General features: G+C 66.3%; 12 protein-coding genes. 7 read left to right on the top strand and 5 right to left on the bottom strand.

Going from position 1 to position 14448, the window contains the following annotated elements:
• The first annotated feature begins 38 nt into the window (after positions 1-38).
• Positions 39-452: a hypothetical protein gene (locus KUV81_RS00605; RefSeq protein ID WP_222541903.1), complete on the top strand. Its 414-nt coding sequence runs from the start codon at positions 39-41 to the stop codon at positions 450-452.
• 127 nt (positions 453-579) lie between these two features.
• On the top strand, positions 580-1968 hold the full coding sequence (locus tag KUV81_RS00610; RefSeq protein WP_222541904.1) for a metal-dependent hydrolase family protein: 1389 nt from the start codon (positions 580-582) through the stop codon (positions 1966-1968).
• Here the strand turns inward: KUV81_RS00610 and KUV81_RS00615 are convergent.
• A complete protein-coding gene (locus KUV81_RS00615) occupies positions 1965-2573 on the bottom strand; it encodes a TetR/AcrR family transcriptional regulator (protein ID WP_222541905.1) in 609 nt (202 codons plus the stop codon). The genes KUV81_RS00610 and KUV81_RS00615 overlap by 4 nt on opposite strands.
• Positions 2574-2730: 157 nt before the next feature.
• On the opposite strand from KUV81_RS00615, the gene KUV81_RS00620 reads away from it, so the two are divergent.
• Positions 2731-3783: an MBL fold metallo-hydrolase gene (locus KUV81_RS00620; RefSeq protein WP_222541906.1), complete on the top strand. Its 1053-nt coding sequence runs from the start codon at positions 2731-2733 to the stop codon at positions 3781-3783.
• Here the strand turns inward: KUV81_RS00620 and KUV81_RS00625 are convergent.
• The 3 genes from KUV81_RS00625 to KUV81_RS00635 are packed head-to-tail and all read right to left on the bottom strand — an operon-like array spanning position 3780 to position 5592.
• A complete protein-coding gene (locus KUV81_RS00625; RefSeq protein ID WP_222541907.1) occupies positions 3780-4475 on the bottom strand; it encodes a putative DNA-binding domain-containing protein in 696 nt (231 codons plus the stop codon). The two genes, KUV81_RS00620 and KUV81_RS00625, sit on opposite strands and share 4 nt — an antisense overlap.
• Positions 4472-5299, bottom strand: a complete 828-nt coding sequence (locus KUV81_RS00630; protein ID WP_222541908.1) for a DUF692 domain-containing protein — start codon at positions 5297-5299, stop codon at positions 4472-4474. The genes KUV81_RS00625 and KUV81_RS00630 overlap by 4 nt, the downstream gene beginning before the upstream one ends.
• Before the next feature lie 2 nt (positions 5300-5301).
• On the bottom strand, positions 5302-5592 hold the full coding sequence (locus tag KUV81_RS00635; RefSeq protein WP_222541909.1) for a DUF2282 domain-containing protein: 291 nt from the start codon (positions 5590-5592) through the stop codon (positions 5302-5304).
• A 188-nt stretch (positions 5593-5780) separates the two neighbouring features.
• Here KUV81_RS00635 and KUV81_RS00640 point away from each other — a divergent pair, with 188 nt between their 5' ends.
• Both KUV81_RS00640 and KUV81_RS00645 read left to right on the top strand, forming a co-directional pair.
• Positions 5781-8441, top strand: coding sequence for a M14 family metallopeptidase (locus tag KUV81_RS00640; protein ID WP_222541910.1), 2661 nt, complete (start codon positions 5781-5783; stop codon positions 8439-8441).
• A 72-nt stretch (positions 8442-8513) separates the two neighbouring features.
• The gene (locus KUV81_RS00645) at positions 8514-9287 is read left to right on the top strand and encodes a hypothetical protein (RefSeq protein ID WP_222541911.1); all 774 of its coding nucleotides are present in this window, start codon (positions 8514-8516) and stop codon (positions 9285-9287) included.
• Between the two features lie 65 nt (positions 9288-9352).
• Here KUV81_RS00645 and KUV81_RS00650 read toward each other — a convergent pair whose 3' ends face one another.
• Positions 9353-10810, bottom strand: coding sequence for an aminoacyl-histidine dipeptidase (locus tag KUV81_RS00650; RefSeq protein WP_222541912.1), 1458 nt, complete (start codon positions 10808-10810; stop codon positions 9353-9355).
• Between the two features lie 133 nt (positions 10811-10943).
• Between KUV81_RS00650 and KUV81_RS00655 the strand changes: the two genes are divergently transcribed.
• Together KUV81_RS00655 and KUV81_RS00660 are read left to right on the top strand one after the other, a co-directional pair.
• Positions 10944-12464, top strand: a complete 1521-nt coding sequence (locus tag KUV81_RS00655) for a leucyl aminopeptidase family protein (protein WP_222541913.1) — start codon at positions 10944-10946, stop codon at positions 12462-12464.
• Between the two features lie 654 nt (positions 12465-13118).
• Positions 13119-14408, top strand: coding sequence for an NCS2 family permease (locus KUV81_RS00660; RefSeq protein ID WP_222541914.1), 1290 nt, complete (start codon positions 13119-13121; stop codon positions 14406-14408).
• Positions 14409-14448: the final 40 nt, after the last annotated feature.

A 14448-nucleotide genomic window follows, 5' to 3' on the forward strand; every position in this document is an offset into this window, starting at 1 on the left:
TCAAAGGGGCTGACCCGAGCAGCGAAAGGAGGCCCAACATGAGAATACGAAGCCTATACCGCCAACTTGTGACCGCCGTGATGATGCTGGGCGTGGTCAGCGTCGGGCTCTTCGCCCTGGCGGTCCAGTTCACCGATGCCCGTCCCCTGCGGGATCATGAGCGGTTCGATCTCTACACCGGCGAGAAAACCTACTGCCGCACCCTCAACCACTACGCCGCCAGCGCCGAGCAGAAGACCGTGGATCGCCTCATCGACTACGGCGACCAGAACGCCATGCGATTCATCCTCTGGCGCTTCGGCAAGGAGAAGGGGCGCGACATGGTCGATACCTGCGAAAAGGCCAAGAAAGCCCACATCATTGAGCGCTGTCAGCAGGCGCCGGATCTGGCCATCGAGCAGGTGATCCTCGAATACAATCGCCCGGCCATTAAGGAGAAGGGCTACATCTGACACCACGGGGACCTCGGTCCCCGTTGCTTTACCTGCCTTTTTCGCTCCCTCCACTACACTTATCTGCCCCGGCCCAGCCTCTGGGCTTCCCCTTTGGCGCCCATAGAGGCGATGTCAGGAGCGGATCATGAGAACCCTGTGTGGCCTGTTATCCCTGGTGCTCGTTACCCTAACCGGTGCGGCCATGGCCGAGGAGGCGCCCCCCAGCCGGGTGCTGTTTCGCAACGTCAACGTGTTCAACGGCGTCGACGCCAAGCTGATGACCAACCACCACGTGCTGGTGGAGGGCAACCGCATCGTCACCGTGTCCGCCAACCCCATCGGCTCCGAGGGCGCGGAGATCATCGACGGGGCGGGCCGCACCCTGATGCCGGGGCTCATCGACGGCCACGCCCACGTGATGATCAATGCCCACTTCGACACCGTCGAGAAGGACATGGATCTGGGGGACATCAGCATCCGCTCCATTCGGGTGGCGGAGCGCTTCTTGATGGACGGCTTCACCTCGGTTCGGGACATGGGCGGTCCCGCCTTTGCCCTGGCCCGCAACATCGACAACGGCCGCATCATCGGGCCGCGGATCTACCCCTCCGGCGGCTTCATCTCCCAAACCTCCGGCCACGGCGACTTCCGCGACCGGGCGGATCCGGGCTTCTCTCAGCACGATGGTGGCGATCTCTCCAATTTCGAGCGGATGGGGATCGGTAACGTGGCCAATGGCGTGCCCGAAGTGCTCAAGGCGGTGCGACTGAACCTGCGTAACGGCGCCACCCAGATCAAGATCATGGCCGGCGGCGGGGGCAGCTCCCGCTTCGATCCCATCGACACCACCCAGTTCTCCACCGAAGAGGTGTGCGCGGCGGTGGAAGCGGCGGCGGACTGGGGCACCTACGTGGCGGCCCACGTGTTCACCGACCGGGCGGTGAATCGCCTGCTGGATTGCGGGGTGAAAACCATGGAGCACGGTTTCTTCATCAGCGAGGAGACCATGAAACGATTGGCCAAGGAGGGGGCCTTCGTGGTGCCGCAGATGTGGGGGATCTCGCCGGATCTGGCGCGCAACCCCCTGATGCCTGCCGCCAAGATCCCCATGGTCAAGGCGCTGGGGGAGCAGTACGCCGACTTCGGCGAGAAGCTGCTCAAACACGATGTGAAGGTGGTGTTTGCCTCGGATTACGTGGGGGTGCCGGAGGACGCCGAGCGGGCCCGGCGTTACGAGATCTGGTGGCGCACCCAGAAGTTTGGCGGCAACTTCGAGGTGCTCAAGCAGCTGACCTCCACCGCCGGTGAGATGCTGGCCCTGTCCGGCCCTCGCAACCCCGCCAAGGGCAAACTCGGAGTGGTGGAGGAGGGCGCTTTGGCGGACTTGCTGCTCATCGACGGCAATCCTCTTGAGGACATCAGCGTCATTGGTGGCACCGAGCAGTGGTTTGATGCCGATCCCGAATATCGCCCCATCGACACCCTGGTGGTGATCATGAAAGACGGGGTGATCTACAAGAACACGCTGCGCTAGGGCAACTCGTAACGGCCCAGGATCAGGGCCACGGTGTCCGCCACCAGGGCGGCGCGGGCCTCGGGGGGCGGCGCCGGTACGTGGGCCAACAGCTGCGGCCAGAGGGCGAAGGTCTTCAGCAGTCCGTAGAACTGGTGGGCCACCACCTTGGGGTCCCCCGGGGCTAACCGGCCGTCCGCCATTGCCGCGGCAAACCATGCGCTGGCCCCATCTTCACTCTGCTCAAAGCGGGCCATCGCCGCCTGGGCCAGCTCCGGGCTGCGCATGTACTCCCCCATCACCGAACGGGCCAGGCCGATGTAGCCGGGGGCCGCCATCAGATCCAACTTCTTCACGGCCAGGGCGCTGAGCTGCTCCGCCAGCGGGGCGTCGGGACGGTACTCCAGGGCATCATCCTGCTGCCAGAGGCACTCGGTGATCTGGCCAAACAGCGCTTCTTTGTTGGCAAAGTGGTTGTACAGGGTGCGCTTGGACACCTCGGCCCGGGCGCTGATCCCATCCATGCTGGCGCCCTGAAATCCCTTCTCCTCGAACTCCAATCGGGCGGCAGCCAGGATGGCCGCGCGCTTTTGCTCGCTGCGGGTGGGGCGGGGTGATTGGGACATGGGGCAATCCTGTGGGTAATGATGAGGCCATTTTACACTGGTGGGTTTACTTTTCAAAAATTCAAAGTAAACTGCACCGAGTAGTTTACTTTTGTTCCCCGGGGGAGTCATGAAATCAGGTGCCAAGCTCGCCCTGCTGTTCACTGGAGTCGTCATCATGTCCTTATCCGTTTTCTCCTGCGCCCAGACCCCGAAGCGGGACTGGGGATCTGATCAGTTCCGCGAGGGGCGTTTCCACAACGCCGACGCCACCGCCACCGCCGGCGGCAACATGGGACGGGTGCTCTACCGCTTCCTATTTGAGAAGCGGGTGGACCCGGTGCCCCAGGCCCCCATCCCGGTTCAACCCTTGGATCGGACCAAGCTGGATGAACAAAGTGGCGATCTGGCGGTGCGTCTGGGCCACTCCACGGTGCTGCTGCGTCTCTCTGGCCAGTATTTCCTGACCGATCCTGTGTTCGGCGAGCGCGCCTCCCCGGTGCAGTGGGCCGGCCCCAAGCGTTTCCACGACAGCCCCATCCCCCTGGAGGGCCTGCCCACCCTGGCCGGGGTGATCCTCTCTCACGATCACTACGACCACCTGGACAAGGCCACCGCCCTGGCCCTGGCCGAGCGGGGTACCCCCTTCTACGCCCCCCTGGGGGTCGGCCAGCGCCTGGTGCGCTGGGGCGTGGACCCGGCGCAGGTCACCGAACTGGATTGGTGGCAGAGCGTCCAGGTGGGCTCGGTCAAGCTGGTGGCCACCCCAGCTCAGCACTTCTCCGGGCGCAGCCTGAGCGACAGCAACCGCACCCTGTGGGCGTCCTGGGCGCTGCTGGGGGAGGAGAGCCGGGTGTTCTTCAGTGGCGACAGCGGTTACTTCGATGGCTTCGCCGAGATTGGCCGCCGCTTCGGGCCCTTTGATCTGACCCTGGTGGAGACCGGCGCCTACGACGAGGATTGGCCGGACATCCACATGAGCCCGGAGCAGAGCGTGCAGGCGCACCGGGACCTTAACGGCCGGGTGATGATCCCCATTCACAACTCCACCTTCGACCTGGCGCTGCACGCCTGGTACGAGCCGATGGAGCGGGCGCTGGCGGAAGCGGCCCGGGACCAGCAGGTGCTGAGCCTGCCGATGATCGGTGAGCCCCTGACCCTGGGCAGCGCCCCGCAGATCAGCCACTGGTGGCGGGCCCCCGAGGGGGAGTGGGCGCTGAGCCAGCCCTAAGGGACGGACACCAGCCAACCTCGCGCCAGGGCCTGGGCCAGGGTGTCGGGGTGGGGCAGGGGGGCCTGAAGCGGCTCGCGCACCCAGCGCAGCCAGGGCCAGATGGTCGCCTCCTCCTCGGCCAGGCCCACCGCCTCCGGCGCTGGCCACAGGGCCCAGTGCCGGCGGGGGCCGGGACAGATGGTCAGCTCTTCGGTGGCCTGCCCCTCCCGCAGCCCCTTGAGGGTGCGGTGGATGGCGTCGATGGGGTAGCGGGAGCTCACCACCGTCAGGGCCGGCTGAGCACGCCAGGGGCAGGGACGTTTGGGTGCCTGCAGCCACCGGAAGCAGGCCTCGGCGCAAAGCGGCGCCAGCGCCGGACTGTGGTAGGCCCGGTGCCAGCCCCACTCGAAGCGCAGCAGCGCCGGCAGGAAGGGGTAGTCGGACAGCAGGGCGCTGGATTGGGGCTGGGCCAGCAGCCAGGGCAGGAAGGCCTCGCCGGTGCGGTTGAGATCCCGCTGACTGGGCTGGGCCCGGGTGAAATGCCAGGCCAGGGTGGTCATCAGGGATTCCCCCAGCAGCTGCTCCGTCATGGGGAAAGTCAGCTGCACCGCCCGGGCGCGGGCCCCCTCGCGGTTGGCCCGGTAGATGGCCTGGGCCTTGGCCAGGCGAGGATCTTCGCCATCATCGGGCAGCGTCAGGGGGTCTCTCATGCCACCACCTGCGCCTGCAGCAACCAGCGCTGGGCCCGCTGGGCCTCATCCAGCAAGCGGGGCAGGGGCGGCAAATTGTTGTCCCACTCGATGATGGTGGGGTGGCAACCCACCGTCTTGAGGCAGTGTCGATAGAGCACCCACACCGGTTCGGCCACCTCGGCGCCGTGGCTGTCCACCAGCAGGGGCGCGTTTTGGTGGTGTCCTGCCAGGTGGTACTGGCGCACCGCGGACAGGGGGTAGCTGGCCAGCAGGGTGTAAGGGTCCGACTCCAGGTTGTGGGCGGTGACGTAGAGGTTGTTCACATCCAGCAGCAGGCCGACTCCGGTCTGCGCCACCAGCTCCTGGCACAGGGCTCCCTCCTCCAGTTCGTCATCCGGGTAGCGCAGGTAGCGGGAGACGTTCTCCAGCAACAAAGGCACCGGCAAGGCCGCCTGCAGGGCCGCCACCTTGGCCACCAGGCCGGGCAGGAAGCGTTTTTGGTAGTTCAGCGGCAACAGGTCATGGACAAAGCCGTGGGGGGTCTGGCTGAGGCTCAGGTGATCGGACACCGTGACGGCGTTCAGCTCCCTGGCCATCCGGGCCACCCGGGCGAGGTAATCCGTTTCCAGCGGGGTGTCGGAGCCGATGGAGAAGCCCACGCAGTGCAGCAGCACCGGGTAGCGCTCCGCCAGGGCCCGCAGCTTGGCGTAATGGGGGCCCCGCAGGGCCAGGAAGTTGTCCGCCAGGACTTCGATAAAGGGCAGTTGAGGGGGCCGCGCCAGCAGGGTCTCCAGGTGGCTTTCCCGGAGGCTGATGCTGGCGCCGGCCAACAGGGCGCTCATCCTTACGCGTCTTTCGCGGGCTTGACCTTGGCGACGGTGCCACCGAGCTTCTTACAGGTGCCTTCGGGCACGTACACCCACTCATTGGGGTCGTTGTCCATCTTGGCCTGACCGGCACAGCCGTGGCTGCCGTCCAGGGAACCGCAATCGTTCATCCCCTTCTTGGCCACACCGGCGCACTTTTCCCAGGCTTTGGGTTGATCCGGTACCGCCAAGGCCTGGCTGGTGGCCAGGGTAAAACTGGCCACCATAATGCCGGCCAGGGTGGAACTCATCGAGAGGGGCTTTGCCATAACGTCGTCTCCGTTTTGAAGGGCAAAGACAAAGATAGGGACGGGGCCGGTTCCCTTGCGTCCCGGCTGATAACGATTTGTTTGAGCCCACAATCGATTGGCTATATATCATGCGATCCGCTGGTGGCCAGCGGCCCCTCCCGGGTATCATCTTCCCTTTAGGCGATAAGAAATCACAAGGAAAGACAATGCCTTCAGGGAAGATTGCCGGCCTGTTGCTGGCCCTTATGCTGCTGAGCCGACCGCTGGGGGCCGAGCCCCTGGCCTGGCCCGAGGTGGCCTACGACCCGGCCATCCCCACGGTGGCCGAGGTGCTGGGGTACCCGGTGGGGGCGCGGATCTCCACCCCGGCCCAGGCCCGACGCTATTTCGACGCCCTGGTGGCCGCGGCCCCTAACCGCATCCGCCTGGTGGAGTACGCCCAGAGTTGGGAGGGCCGCCCGCTCTACTACACGGTGATCGGCACCCCGGAACGGCTGGCGGACCTGACCGGCTTTGCCGCCGACATGCAGGCCCTGGCGGATCCCCGTCAAACCGACGAAGCCCAGGCCGAGGCGCTGATCGGCCGCCTGCCCGCCTCGCTGTGGCTGGGCTACGCGGTGCACGGCAACGAGATCAGCGGCACCGACGCGGCCATGCTCACCGCCTATCACCTGCTGGCGGCCCAAGACCATCCCATGACGCAGACCATCCTGGCGGACAGCCTGGTGTTTATCGACCCGCTGCAAAACCCCGATGGCCGTGCCCGCTTCACCAGCCGCTACTACGCCACCGTGGGTCTGGCCCCCTCCGACGACCGGCTCAGCGCCGAGCACAACGAGCCCTGGCCCCGTGGGCGCACCAACCACTACCTGTTCGACATGAACCGGGACTGGCTGGCCCAGACTCAGCCGGAGACCCGGGGGCGGATCGCCGTCCTCAACCACTACCTGCCCCTGGTGGTGATCGACCTGCACGAGATGGGGGGCGACGAAAGCTATTACTTCGCCCCGCCGGCCCAGCCCTTAAACCCCCACATGAGCCCAACCCAGCTGGCCAACATCGGCGCCATCGGTCGCAACCACGGCCGCCACTTCGACGCCTTCGGCTTCGACTACTTCACCCGTGAGGTGTTCGACGCCTTCTACCCCGGCTACGGCGACAGCTGGCCGGTGTTCTACGGTGCCGCCGCCTCCACCTACGAGGTGGGCTCGGCCCGGGGCCACCACTTCCGCCGCCGCACCGGGGAGCAGTTGACCTACGCCGACACCGTGCTGCAACACTTTGTCGCCTCCCTCTCCACCGCCGAGGCGGTGGCGGCCCAGCGCCAGAAACTGCTGAGGGACTTCCACCAGTACCAGAGGGACGCCATCGCCGCCGGCCGATCGGACTCCGAGCGTCTGGTGATCCTGCCCCCGCAATCCGACCGGGCCGGTCAGCACCGGCTGGCCACCCTGATGGCCCGCCACGGGGTCGAGGTGCACCGGGCCAGCCAGGACTTTCGTGCCTGCGGCCAGGACCACCCGGCGGGCAGCGTGCTCATCGATCTGGCCCAGCCCCGGGGCCGTTTCGCCAAGACCACCCTCACCGAGCAGGTGGCCATGGACGCCGAGTTCGTCGCCGAGCAGGAGCGGCGCCGGGCCCGCCGACTGGACAACGAGATCTACGACGTCACCGGCTGGTCGCTGCCACTGATGTTCAACCTGGACGTGGCCCGCTGCAACCGCGTGCCCAAGGTGGCCACCACGGCGGTGACCGACGCCACCCCCCTGGTGGGGGAGGTGGTGAATCCTGAGGCCAGCGTGGCCTTTTTGGTGCCCTGGCAGGACATGGCCGCCGGACGCTTCCTGGCGGCGGCCCTGCAGCGGGGCTTGACGGTCAAAAGCGCGGAGAAGGCGTTCACCCTGGAGGGGGGGCAGGGTTTCGGCGCCGGCACCCTCATCCTGGAGCGCCGTCGCAACGGCGAGGACCTTGCGGCGCAGGTTCAGGCCCTGGCCCGGCAAACCGGCGCCCGGGTCCTGGGGGTGGACACCAGCTGGGTGGTGGCGGGGCCGAGCTTTGGCAGCGGCCACACCCCCACTCTGATGGCCCCCAAGATCGCCCTGGCCTGGGACGAGCCGACCGAGGATCTCAGCGCCGGCAACACCCGGTTTGTCATCGAGCGCCAGCTGGGCTACCCGGTTACCGCCATCCGCACCACCACCCTGGCCTCGGCGGACCTGTCCGGCTACCAGGTGCTGGTGCTGCCCAGCGGCGACTACGCCGAGCACCTGGATCCCGAGCGACTGACCGCCTGGATGGAGCGCGGAGGGGTGCTGATCACCCTGGGGGAGGCCACCGTGTTCGCCGCCGACAGCGGCCTGTTGGCCACCCGCCTGGAGTCCGCCCTGGCCCCGCAAGGGGCGGCCGAGCCCGACGCCGAGAACGAGCCCGAGGTGACCCGGGCCCCGGGCAGCCAACTGGCCAGCGCCGACGCCCTGGCCGAGGCGGTTCAGGCCGGGCAGAGCGAGCCGGACCATGTGGCCGGGGTCTTGGCCCGGGTCAGCGTGGACACCGAGCACTGGCTTACCGCCGGGGTGAAACCCGAGCTTATCGCCCTGGTGGAGGGCAATGACATCTTCGCCCCCCTGACGCTGGAACACGGCCGCAACCTGGCCTGGTTTAACGACGCCGATACCCTGCTGGCCAGTGGCCACCTGTGGCAGGAGAACCGTGAACAGCTGGCCTACAAACCCTTCCTGCTTCAGCAGGGCCACGGCAAGGGGATGGTGATTGGCTTTACCCAGGCGCCCACCACCCGGGCCTACCTCGAGGGCCTGAACCTCTTGTTCACCAATACCCTGCTGCGCAGCCCCGCCCACACCCGTTGACCCTGCCGACGGGGCGCAAAGCGCCCCGTCGGACTATCTTTGTTACACGACCGGCTCATTGGGAGAGACGATATGCGTTCTGTGGTCCCCTTGTTCGCCGTACTCTGGTTGGCCGCCTGCGGAGGCGGCGACTCCGATCTCGAGACCCGCCCTAACAGCGTTGAGCGTCAGGCGCGGGTCAGCGTCTTTAACTTCTCCGAAAGGCCCATCTCCGCCGTTCCGGCCAGCTTCGTCGATGTGGAGGCGCTGGTGGACATCCAGGATGAGAGTCAGGACCTGTCGAGCAACCTGGGCTACCTCTTTATCGATAACGCCAATCTCCGCTGGTTCCAGATCTACCTGGGCAGCACGGTGCCGGCCCCGGAGCCAGTGGTGAGCACCTACCGGCTGAGGGACAGCAACAGCCGGGTGCAGCTGGCCCAGTTGCAGGTGGAGGTGGAGCACGTCGGCCACTACTGGTTGTTCGCCACCGGGGTGCACCAGGACAACGTGGTTCTGCAGCAGTTCACCGCCAACAACCTCCTGCCACCGCCGGGCCATGTGGCGATGCAGCTGTTCCAGGGGGACGGCCGCCAGAGCGCCCGACGATTGGATCTCTACATCGACCGTCAGCTGCGTTTCGCCGACGTGCCCTGGGGCAGCCTCAGTGCGGTGATGACCCTGACTCTGGAGGAGGCCAACGGCGAAGTGGACATCCTGGAGGCGGGAACCGAGCCCAGTTTCGACCAGCCTCTACGCCACCTCTGGCACAGCAACTCCCTGGGGCTCTCCGGCGATCAGCGCTACCTGCTGGCCACGGTCAACGACAGCAGTGGCAAGCTGACCCTCTTTGTCCATGGCTACTGAGCCGGGCATCGGCCCAAAAAAAAGCCGCCCATCGGGGCGGCTTTTTGCGCAAAGCGACAAACGGATTATTTGGCCGGAATGGCCTTGAGCACCGCCAGTAGCAGCTGCCAGTACTTCTCCACCGAGGCGATCTCCACCTTCTCGTCCGGGGAGTGGGGGAAGCGGATGGTGGGGCCGATGGAGACCATGTCCAGCTTGGGATAGGGCTCCTTGAACAGGCCACACTCCAGACCGGCGTGGATCACCTGGATGTTGGGCAGTTTGCCGAACAGGCCCTGGTAGGTCTCGCGCACCACCGCCATGATGGGGGAGCTGGGGTCCGGCTGCCAGCCCGGGTAGGCGCCGCTGATGGTCACCTCGGCACCGGACAGGGCGCCCAGGGCCTGGATCATGTTCTCCACCATGCTGCGACCGGAGTCGACGGTGGAGCGAATCAGGCACATCACCCGCACGCTGTCCGCCTTGGTGGTGATGACGCCCATGTTCAGGGAGGTCTCCACCACGCCAGGGAAGGCGTCACTCATCCGGATCACCCCGTTGGGGCCGGCGTGGATCAGCGCCAGCAGACGGGACTGGGCGTTGGCCTCGAACACCTCACTCGGCATCTCGATGGGGCCCAGCGCCAGGCTCAGATCGGTTTCGATCGCCTTGAGCTCGTTCTCCAGGATGGCGCGGTAGTGGCCCACCAGGCGCTCCAGCTCTGCCACCTTGTCCGCTGGCAGCACGAACTCGGCCACCGCTTCCCGGGGGATGGCGTTGCGCAGGCTGCCGCCCTTGAGCTTGGCCAGGCGCAGCCCCAGCTCGGCAGCGTGGCCGAACAGGAAGCGGCCCAGCAGCTTGTTGGCGTTGCCCCGGCCAGTGTGGATGTCGCAGCCGGAGTGGCCGCCTTTGAGGCCGGTCAGGGACAGCTGCAGGGCGACGTGATCCGCCGGGACCGCTTCGCGGCCCACCGCCAGCTTAAGCTCGGCGTCAACGCCGCCGGCGCAGCCCATGTACACCTCGCCCTCCTCCTCGGAGTCGGTGTTGATCAGGATCTCCCCCTCCAGCACGCCGGCCTCCAGGCCGAAGGCGCCGGTCATCCCCGCCTCCTCGTCGATGGTCAGCAGCACCTCCAGGGGGCCGTGCTCGATGCTGTCGTCCGCCAGCACCGCCAGGGCGGAGGCCATGCCGATGCCATTGTCGGCGCCCAGGGTGGTGTCCTTGGCGGTCACCCAGTCACCGTCGATGTAGGCCTGGATGGGGTCGCGGTCGAAGCGGTGATCGGTCCCGGAGTTCTTCTGCGGCACCATGTCCAGGTGGGCCTGGAGGATCACCCCTTTGAGGTGCTCGTAACCCGGGGTAGCGGGCTTGCGCAGGATCAGGTTGCCGACGCCGTCGAGGGTGACGCCCAGCCCCTGGGTGTCGGCCCATTGCTGGATGTGATCGCGCAGGGCGATCTCCCGCTTGGAGGGGTGGGGGATGGAGCAGATGGTTTCAAACCAGGTCCACAGGCCCTGGGGTGACAGGGTGCGCAATGACGACACGGCACTCTCCTTATGGTGGTCAATGGGGGATTACAAACCGCGCCAGTGTATCACAGCGCCGCCGGTGGCGAAGGGGGGAGGGCAGCTGCTAAGGTGAGGCTCACCAATGGCCTGAAAAGATAGGAAAAGGACAATGAGCAAGCTGCTGATTCAGGGGGTGGACCACCCCGAGGCGCTGTTTGGCGAAGGGGGCTGGGACGCCGTGGTGGTGGTCAGCGACGGGTTTGAGCTGGCGGCGAATCCTGAGATCCGCCAGCTGGTGAGCCACGCGGCCAGCGTCGATGCCCGGGTGAGCCGCGAAGCGCTGATGCTGATGGCCCCGGGCCTAGCCGGTGGCCGCCTGGTGCTGGCCCCCACCGGGGATCTGGACGGCGAGTACGAGGACGTCCGCCGCTTCGCCGAGGCGGCCCAGGCCGGGGTGGGGATCGCCCTGCGGGCCGGGGCCCGGGCGCCGCTGCTGCTGGTGGAGGCCCCGGAGGGGGACCTGCGCTTCGCCGAGGCGCTGTCGGTGGCGTTGCTGGGGGCGGGCCATGAGATCTACCGCCCCTTCGATGTGGCCGGCGACGCGGTCACCCTGGGGGTGCTGGGGCTGGCGGACGCCGCCCGGGCCAACGCCCTGGAGAACGGCCGCATTGCCGCCCGGGACCTGTGCGGCGGCGATCCCGAGCAGATGGCCCCGCCGGCCTTTGCCGATTACTGCGTTGAGCTGTTCGAGGGCGGACCGGTCAGCGTGTCGGTGATCGACGATGCCGAGACCCTGGTGCGGGACTACCCGCTGCTGAGCGCCGTGGCCCGGGCCTCCTTTGCCGTACCCCGTCATGCCCCCCGGGTGGTGCGTCTGGAGTACGTGGGCGAGGGCGTGGTGAGCCGCAACTGGTTCCTGGCCGGCAAAGGGGTGACCTTCGACACCGGCGGCGCGGACCTGAAGATCGGCGGTGCCATGGCCGGTATGAGCCGGGACAAGGGGGGCGCGGCGGCGGTGGCTGGCCTGATGGCCACCCTGGCCCAGCTTCAACCCAAGGGCGTTCGGGTGGTGGCCGAGCTGGGCCTGGTGCGCAACAGCATCGGCTCCGAGGCCTTCGTGCCCGATGAGATCATCCAGAGCCACGCCGGGGCCAAGGTGCGGATCGGCAACACCGACGCCGAGGGGCGCCTGGTGCTGGCGGACGTGCTCAGCCACCTGCGGGAAACGGCAGCGGAGTGCGAGAACCCGGTGATGATGTCTCTGGCGACCCTGACCGGCCACGTGGGTCGCGCCTACGGCCCCTACAGCGCGGTGATCGAAAATGCCGTGGCCCGGGGCCAGGCGATGGGCGGTCAGTTGCAGCTGGTGTCGGAGCTGTGGGGCGAGCCCTTCGAGCTCTCCCGCCTGCGTCGGGAGGACTTTGCCCAGGTGGCCGCCCGCTCCCCCTCCGAGCGGCTGCTCTCCTCCAACAACGGCCCCTCGGTGGCGATCTCCCGTGGCCACCAGTTCCCCATGGCCTTCTTGATCCAGGCCGCCGGCCTGGACCGCCACGGTTTGGGCAGCGACCACCCTATCGCCTACCTTCACCTGGACATCGCCGCCTCCGCGGTGGAGAAGCGCGATCCCCTCTACGGTCAACCCACCGCCACGCCGGTGGCCAGCTTGCTGGCTAACCTGCTGGATCACTAGGGTTTTAGGCCCCCGGGTGAATCTCGGGGGTCTTCGCATTACAAACCTTCATGCGGTAATAAATTTTCATCCTGAAGGAATATGACCTTTAGGGTGGGGGCTGGGTTGTAATAAAACTACATTTTGCTATGATGCCTGCCATCGGAAGCTGACGACTTCCGACCACGTTAGGCTAGGAAAGCCCCTGATCTCCAAGGAACCGAGTAACGATGACTCCAAGGAACCGACTTGAGTGTTAAGGAACAACACGGTTGTCATTTGTCATCCAATTACTGATTGTCGGAGTGCTTTATGAACTACCCGTTTTCCTATGACGTGACCCTGTACAACACCTGGTACAGCCAGAGCTGGACCACCGGGGCCCTGTACAGCCTGGGTCGCTGATCGTCACGATTTTGCTTCATCAACCTGTAATTCGAGTGATCTGGTGAGCGGTCAGGCAGGCCGTTTTGGACACTCCAGAAGAGTTTCTCTTCCTTCGGCGCCCTAGTGGCGCCATTTTTTTGCCCGTAACACTCTCAATTCTGCGCCCTTCTTGTGGCGATCGACCCGCAAAACAGGGATAATCCCGCGCCAACTTCCCCGCGCCTTGGTTGCGGCGGCGAGTTTGCCTCTCTGTACTATATAAATGATATAAAAATCAAAGGTCTAACCATGTTAGAGTCGATCTTCAAGATCCGCGCGAACCAGACCAGCGTTCGCCAGGAAGTTGTGGCGGGGGTCACCACCTTCCTCACCATGGCCTACATCATCTTCGTCAATCCCGCCATGCTGGCCGACGCCGGCATGGATCACGGCGCCGTCTTTGTCGCCACCTGCGTGGCCGCCGCCATTGGCTGCCTGGTGATGGGCCTGGTGGCCAACTACCCCATCGCCCTGGCGCCGGGCATGGGCCTCAACGCCTTCTTCACCTACACCGTGGTGCTGGAGATGGGCCACAGCTGGGAGACCGCCCTGGGGGCCGTGTTCCTCTCCGGTGTGCTCTTCCTGCTGCTGTCGGTGCTCAAAATTCGCGAGTGGATCGTCAACGCCATCCCCATGTCCCTGCGCCTGGGGATCGCCGCCGGTATTGGCCTGTTCCTGGCGCTCATTGGCCTGAAAAACGCCGGCATCGTGGTGGCCAACCCCGCCACCATCGTCGGCCTGGGGGACGTCACCAGCTTCCCGGTGGTGATGGCGGCCCTGGGCTTTGCCCTGATCATCGCCCTGGTGCACTTCGGCCTGAAAGCCGCGGTGATGATCTCCATCCTCAGCATCACCGTGCTGGGCCTGCTGTTCGGTGACGTGCAGTACGGTGGCCTGGTCTCCCTGCCGCCCTCCGTCTCCCCGACCCTGGCGGCCCTGGACATCCGCGGCGCCCTGGAAGTGGGAATGCTCTCCGTGGTGTTCGCCTTCCTGTTCGTGGACCTGTTCGACACCTCCGGCACCCTGGTGGCCGTGGCCCAGCGTGGCGGCATGCTGGACGACAAGGGCCGTCTGCCCCGCGCCAACCGCGCCATGATGGCCGACTCCTCCGCCACCCTGGCCGGCGCCTTCCTCGGCACCTCCACCACCACCAGCTACATCGAGAGCACTGCCGGCGTTTCCGCCGGGGGCCGCACCGGCCTGACCGCCGTCGTGGTCGGCCTGCTGTTCCTCGGCTGTTTGTTCCTGGCCCCGCTGGCGGGCATGGTCCCGGCCTACGCCACCACCGGCGCCCTGGTCTACGTGGCCATTCTGATGATGTCCGGCCTGGTGCATCTGGAGTGGGACGACCTGACCGAAGCCGCTCCGGTGGTGGTCACCGCCATCATGATGCCGCTGACCTTCTCCATCGCCCACGGCATCGCCATCGGCTTCATCACCTACGCCGCCATCAAGCTGCTGAGCCGTCGCTTCCAGGACGTCAGCCCGGCGGTGGCGATCCTCGCCGTGCTCTTCGTGCTTAAGTTCATCTACTTGTAAGTTAAGCCACAACGGTCTGAGCACCGTACGCCCCTGAACA

Origin of the sequence: Ferrimonas balearica, assembly GCF_019802085.1 — a bacterium.
Classification (GTDB): Bacteria; Pseudomonadota; Gammaproteobacteria; order Enterobacterales; family Shewanellaceae; genus Ferrimonas; species Ferrimonas balearica_B.

What these genes read in the sequence shown, in the direction of transcription:
- KUV81_RS00605 (WP_222541903.1), top strand. Translation starts at nt 39, where the DNA reads ATGAGAATACGAAGCCTATACCGCCAACTTGTGACCGCCGTGATGATG.
- KUV81_RS00610 (WP_222541904.1), top strand. Translation starts at nt 580, where the DNA reads ATGAGAACCCTGTGTGGCCTGTTATCCCTGGTGCTCGTTACCCTAACC.
- KUV81_RS00615 (WP_222541905.1), bottom strand. Translation starts at nt 2,573, where the DNA reads ATGTCCCAATCACCCCGCCCCACCCGCAGCGAGCAAAAGCGCGCGGCC.
- KUV81_RS00620 (WP_222541906.1), top strand. Translation starts at nt 2,731, where the DNA reads ATGTCCTTATCCGTTTTCTCCTGCGCCCAGACCCCGAAGCGGGACTGG.
- KUV81_RS00625 (WP_222541907.1), bottom strand. Translation starts at nt 4,475, where the DNA reads ATGAGAGACCCCCTGACGCTGCCCGATGATGGCGAAGATCCTCGCCTG.
- KUV81_RS00630 (WP_222541908.1), bottom strand. Translation starts at nt 5,299, where the DNA reads ATGAGCGCCCTGTTGGCCGGCGCCAGCATCAGCCTCCGGGAAAGCCAC.
- KUV81_RS00635 (WP_222541909.1), bottom strand. Translation starts at nt 5,592, where the DNA reads ATGGCAAAGCCCCTCTCGATGAGTTCCACCCTGGCCGGCATTATGGTG.
- KUV81_RS00640 (WP_222541910.1), top strand. Translation starts at nt 5,781, where the DNA reads ATGCCTTCAGGGAAGATTGCCGGCCTGTTGCTGGCCCTTATGCTGCTG.
- KUV81_RS00645 (WP_222541911.1), top strand. Translation starts at nt 8,514, where the DNA reads ATGCGTTCTGTGGTCCCCTTGTTCGCCGTACTCTGGTTGGCCGCCTGC.
- KUV81_RS00655 (WP_222541913.1), top strand. Translation starts at nt 10,944, where the DNA reads ATGAGCAAGCTGCTGATTCAGGGGGTGGACCACCCCGAGGCGCTGTTT.
- KUV81_RS00660 (WP_222541914.1), top strand. Translation starts at nt 13,119, where the DNA reads ATGTTAGAGTCGATCTTCAAGATCCGCGCGAACCAGACCAGCGTTCGC.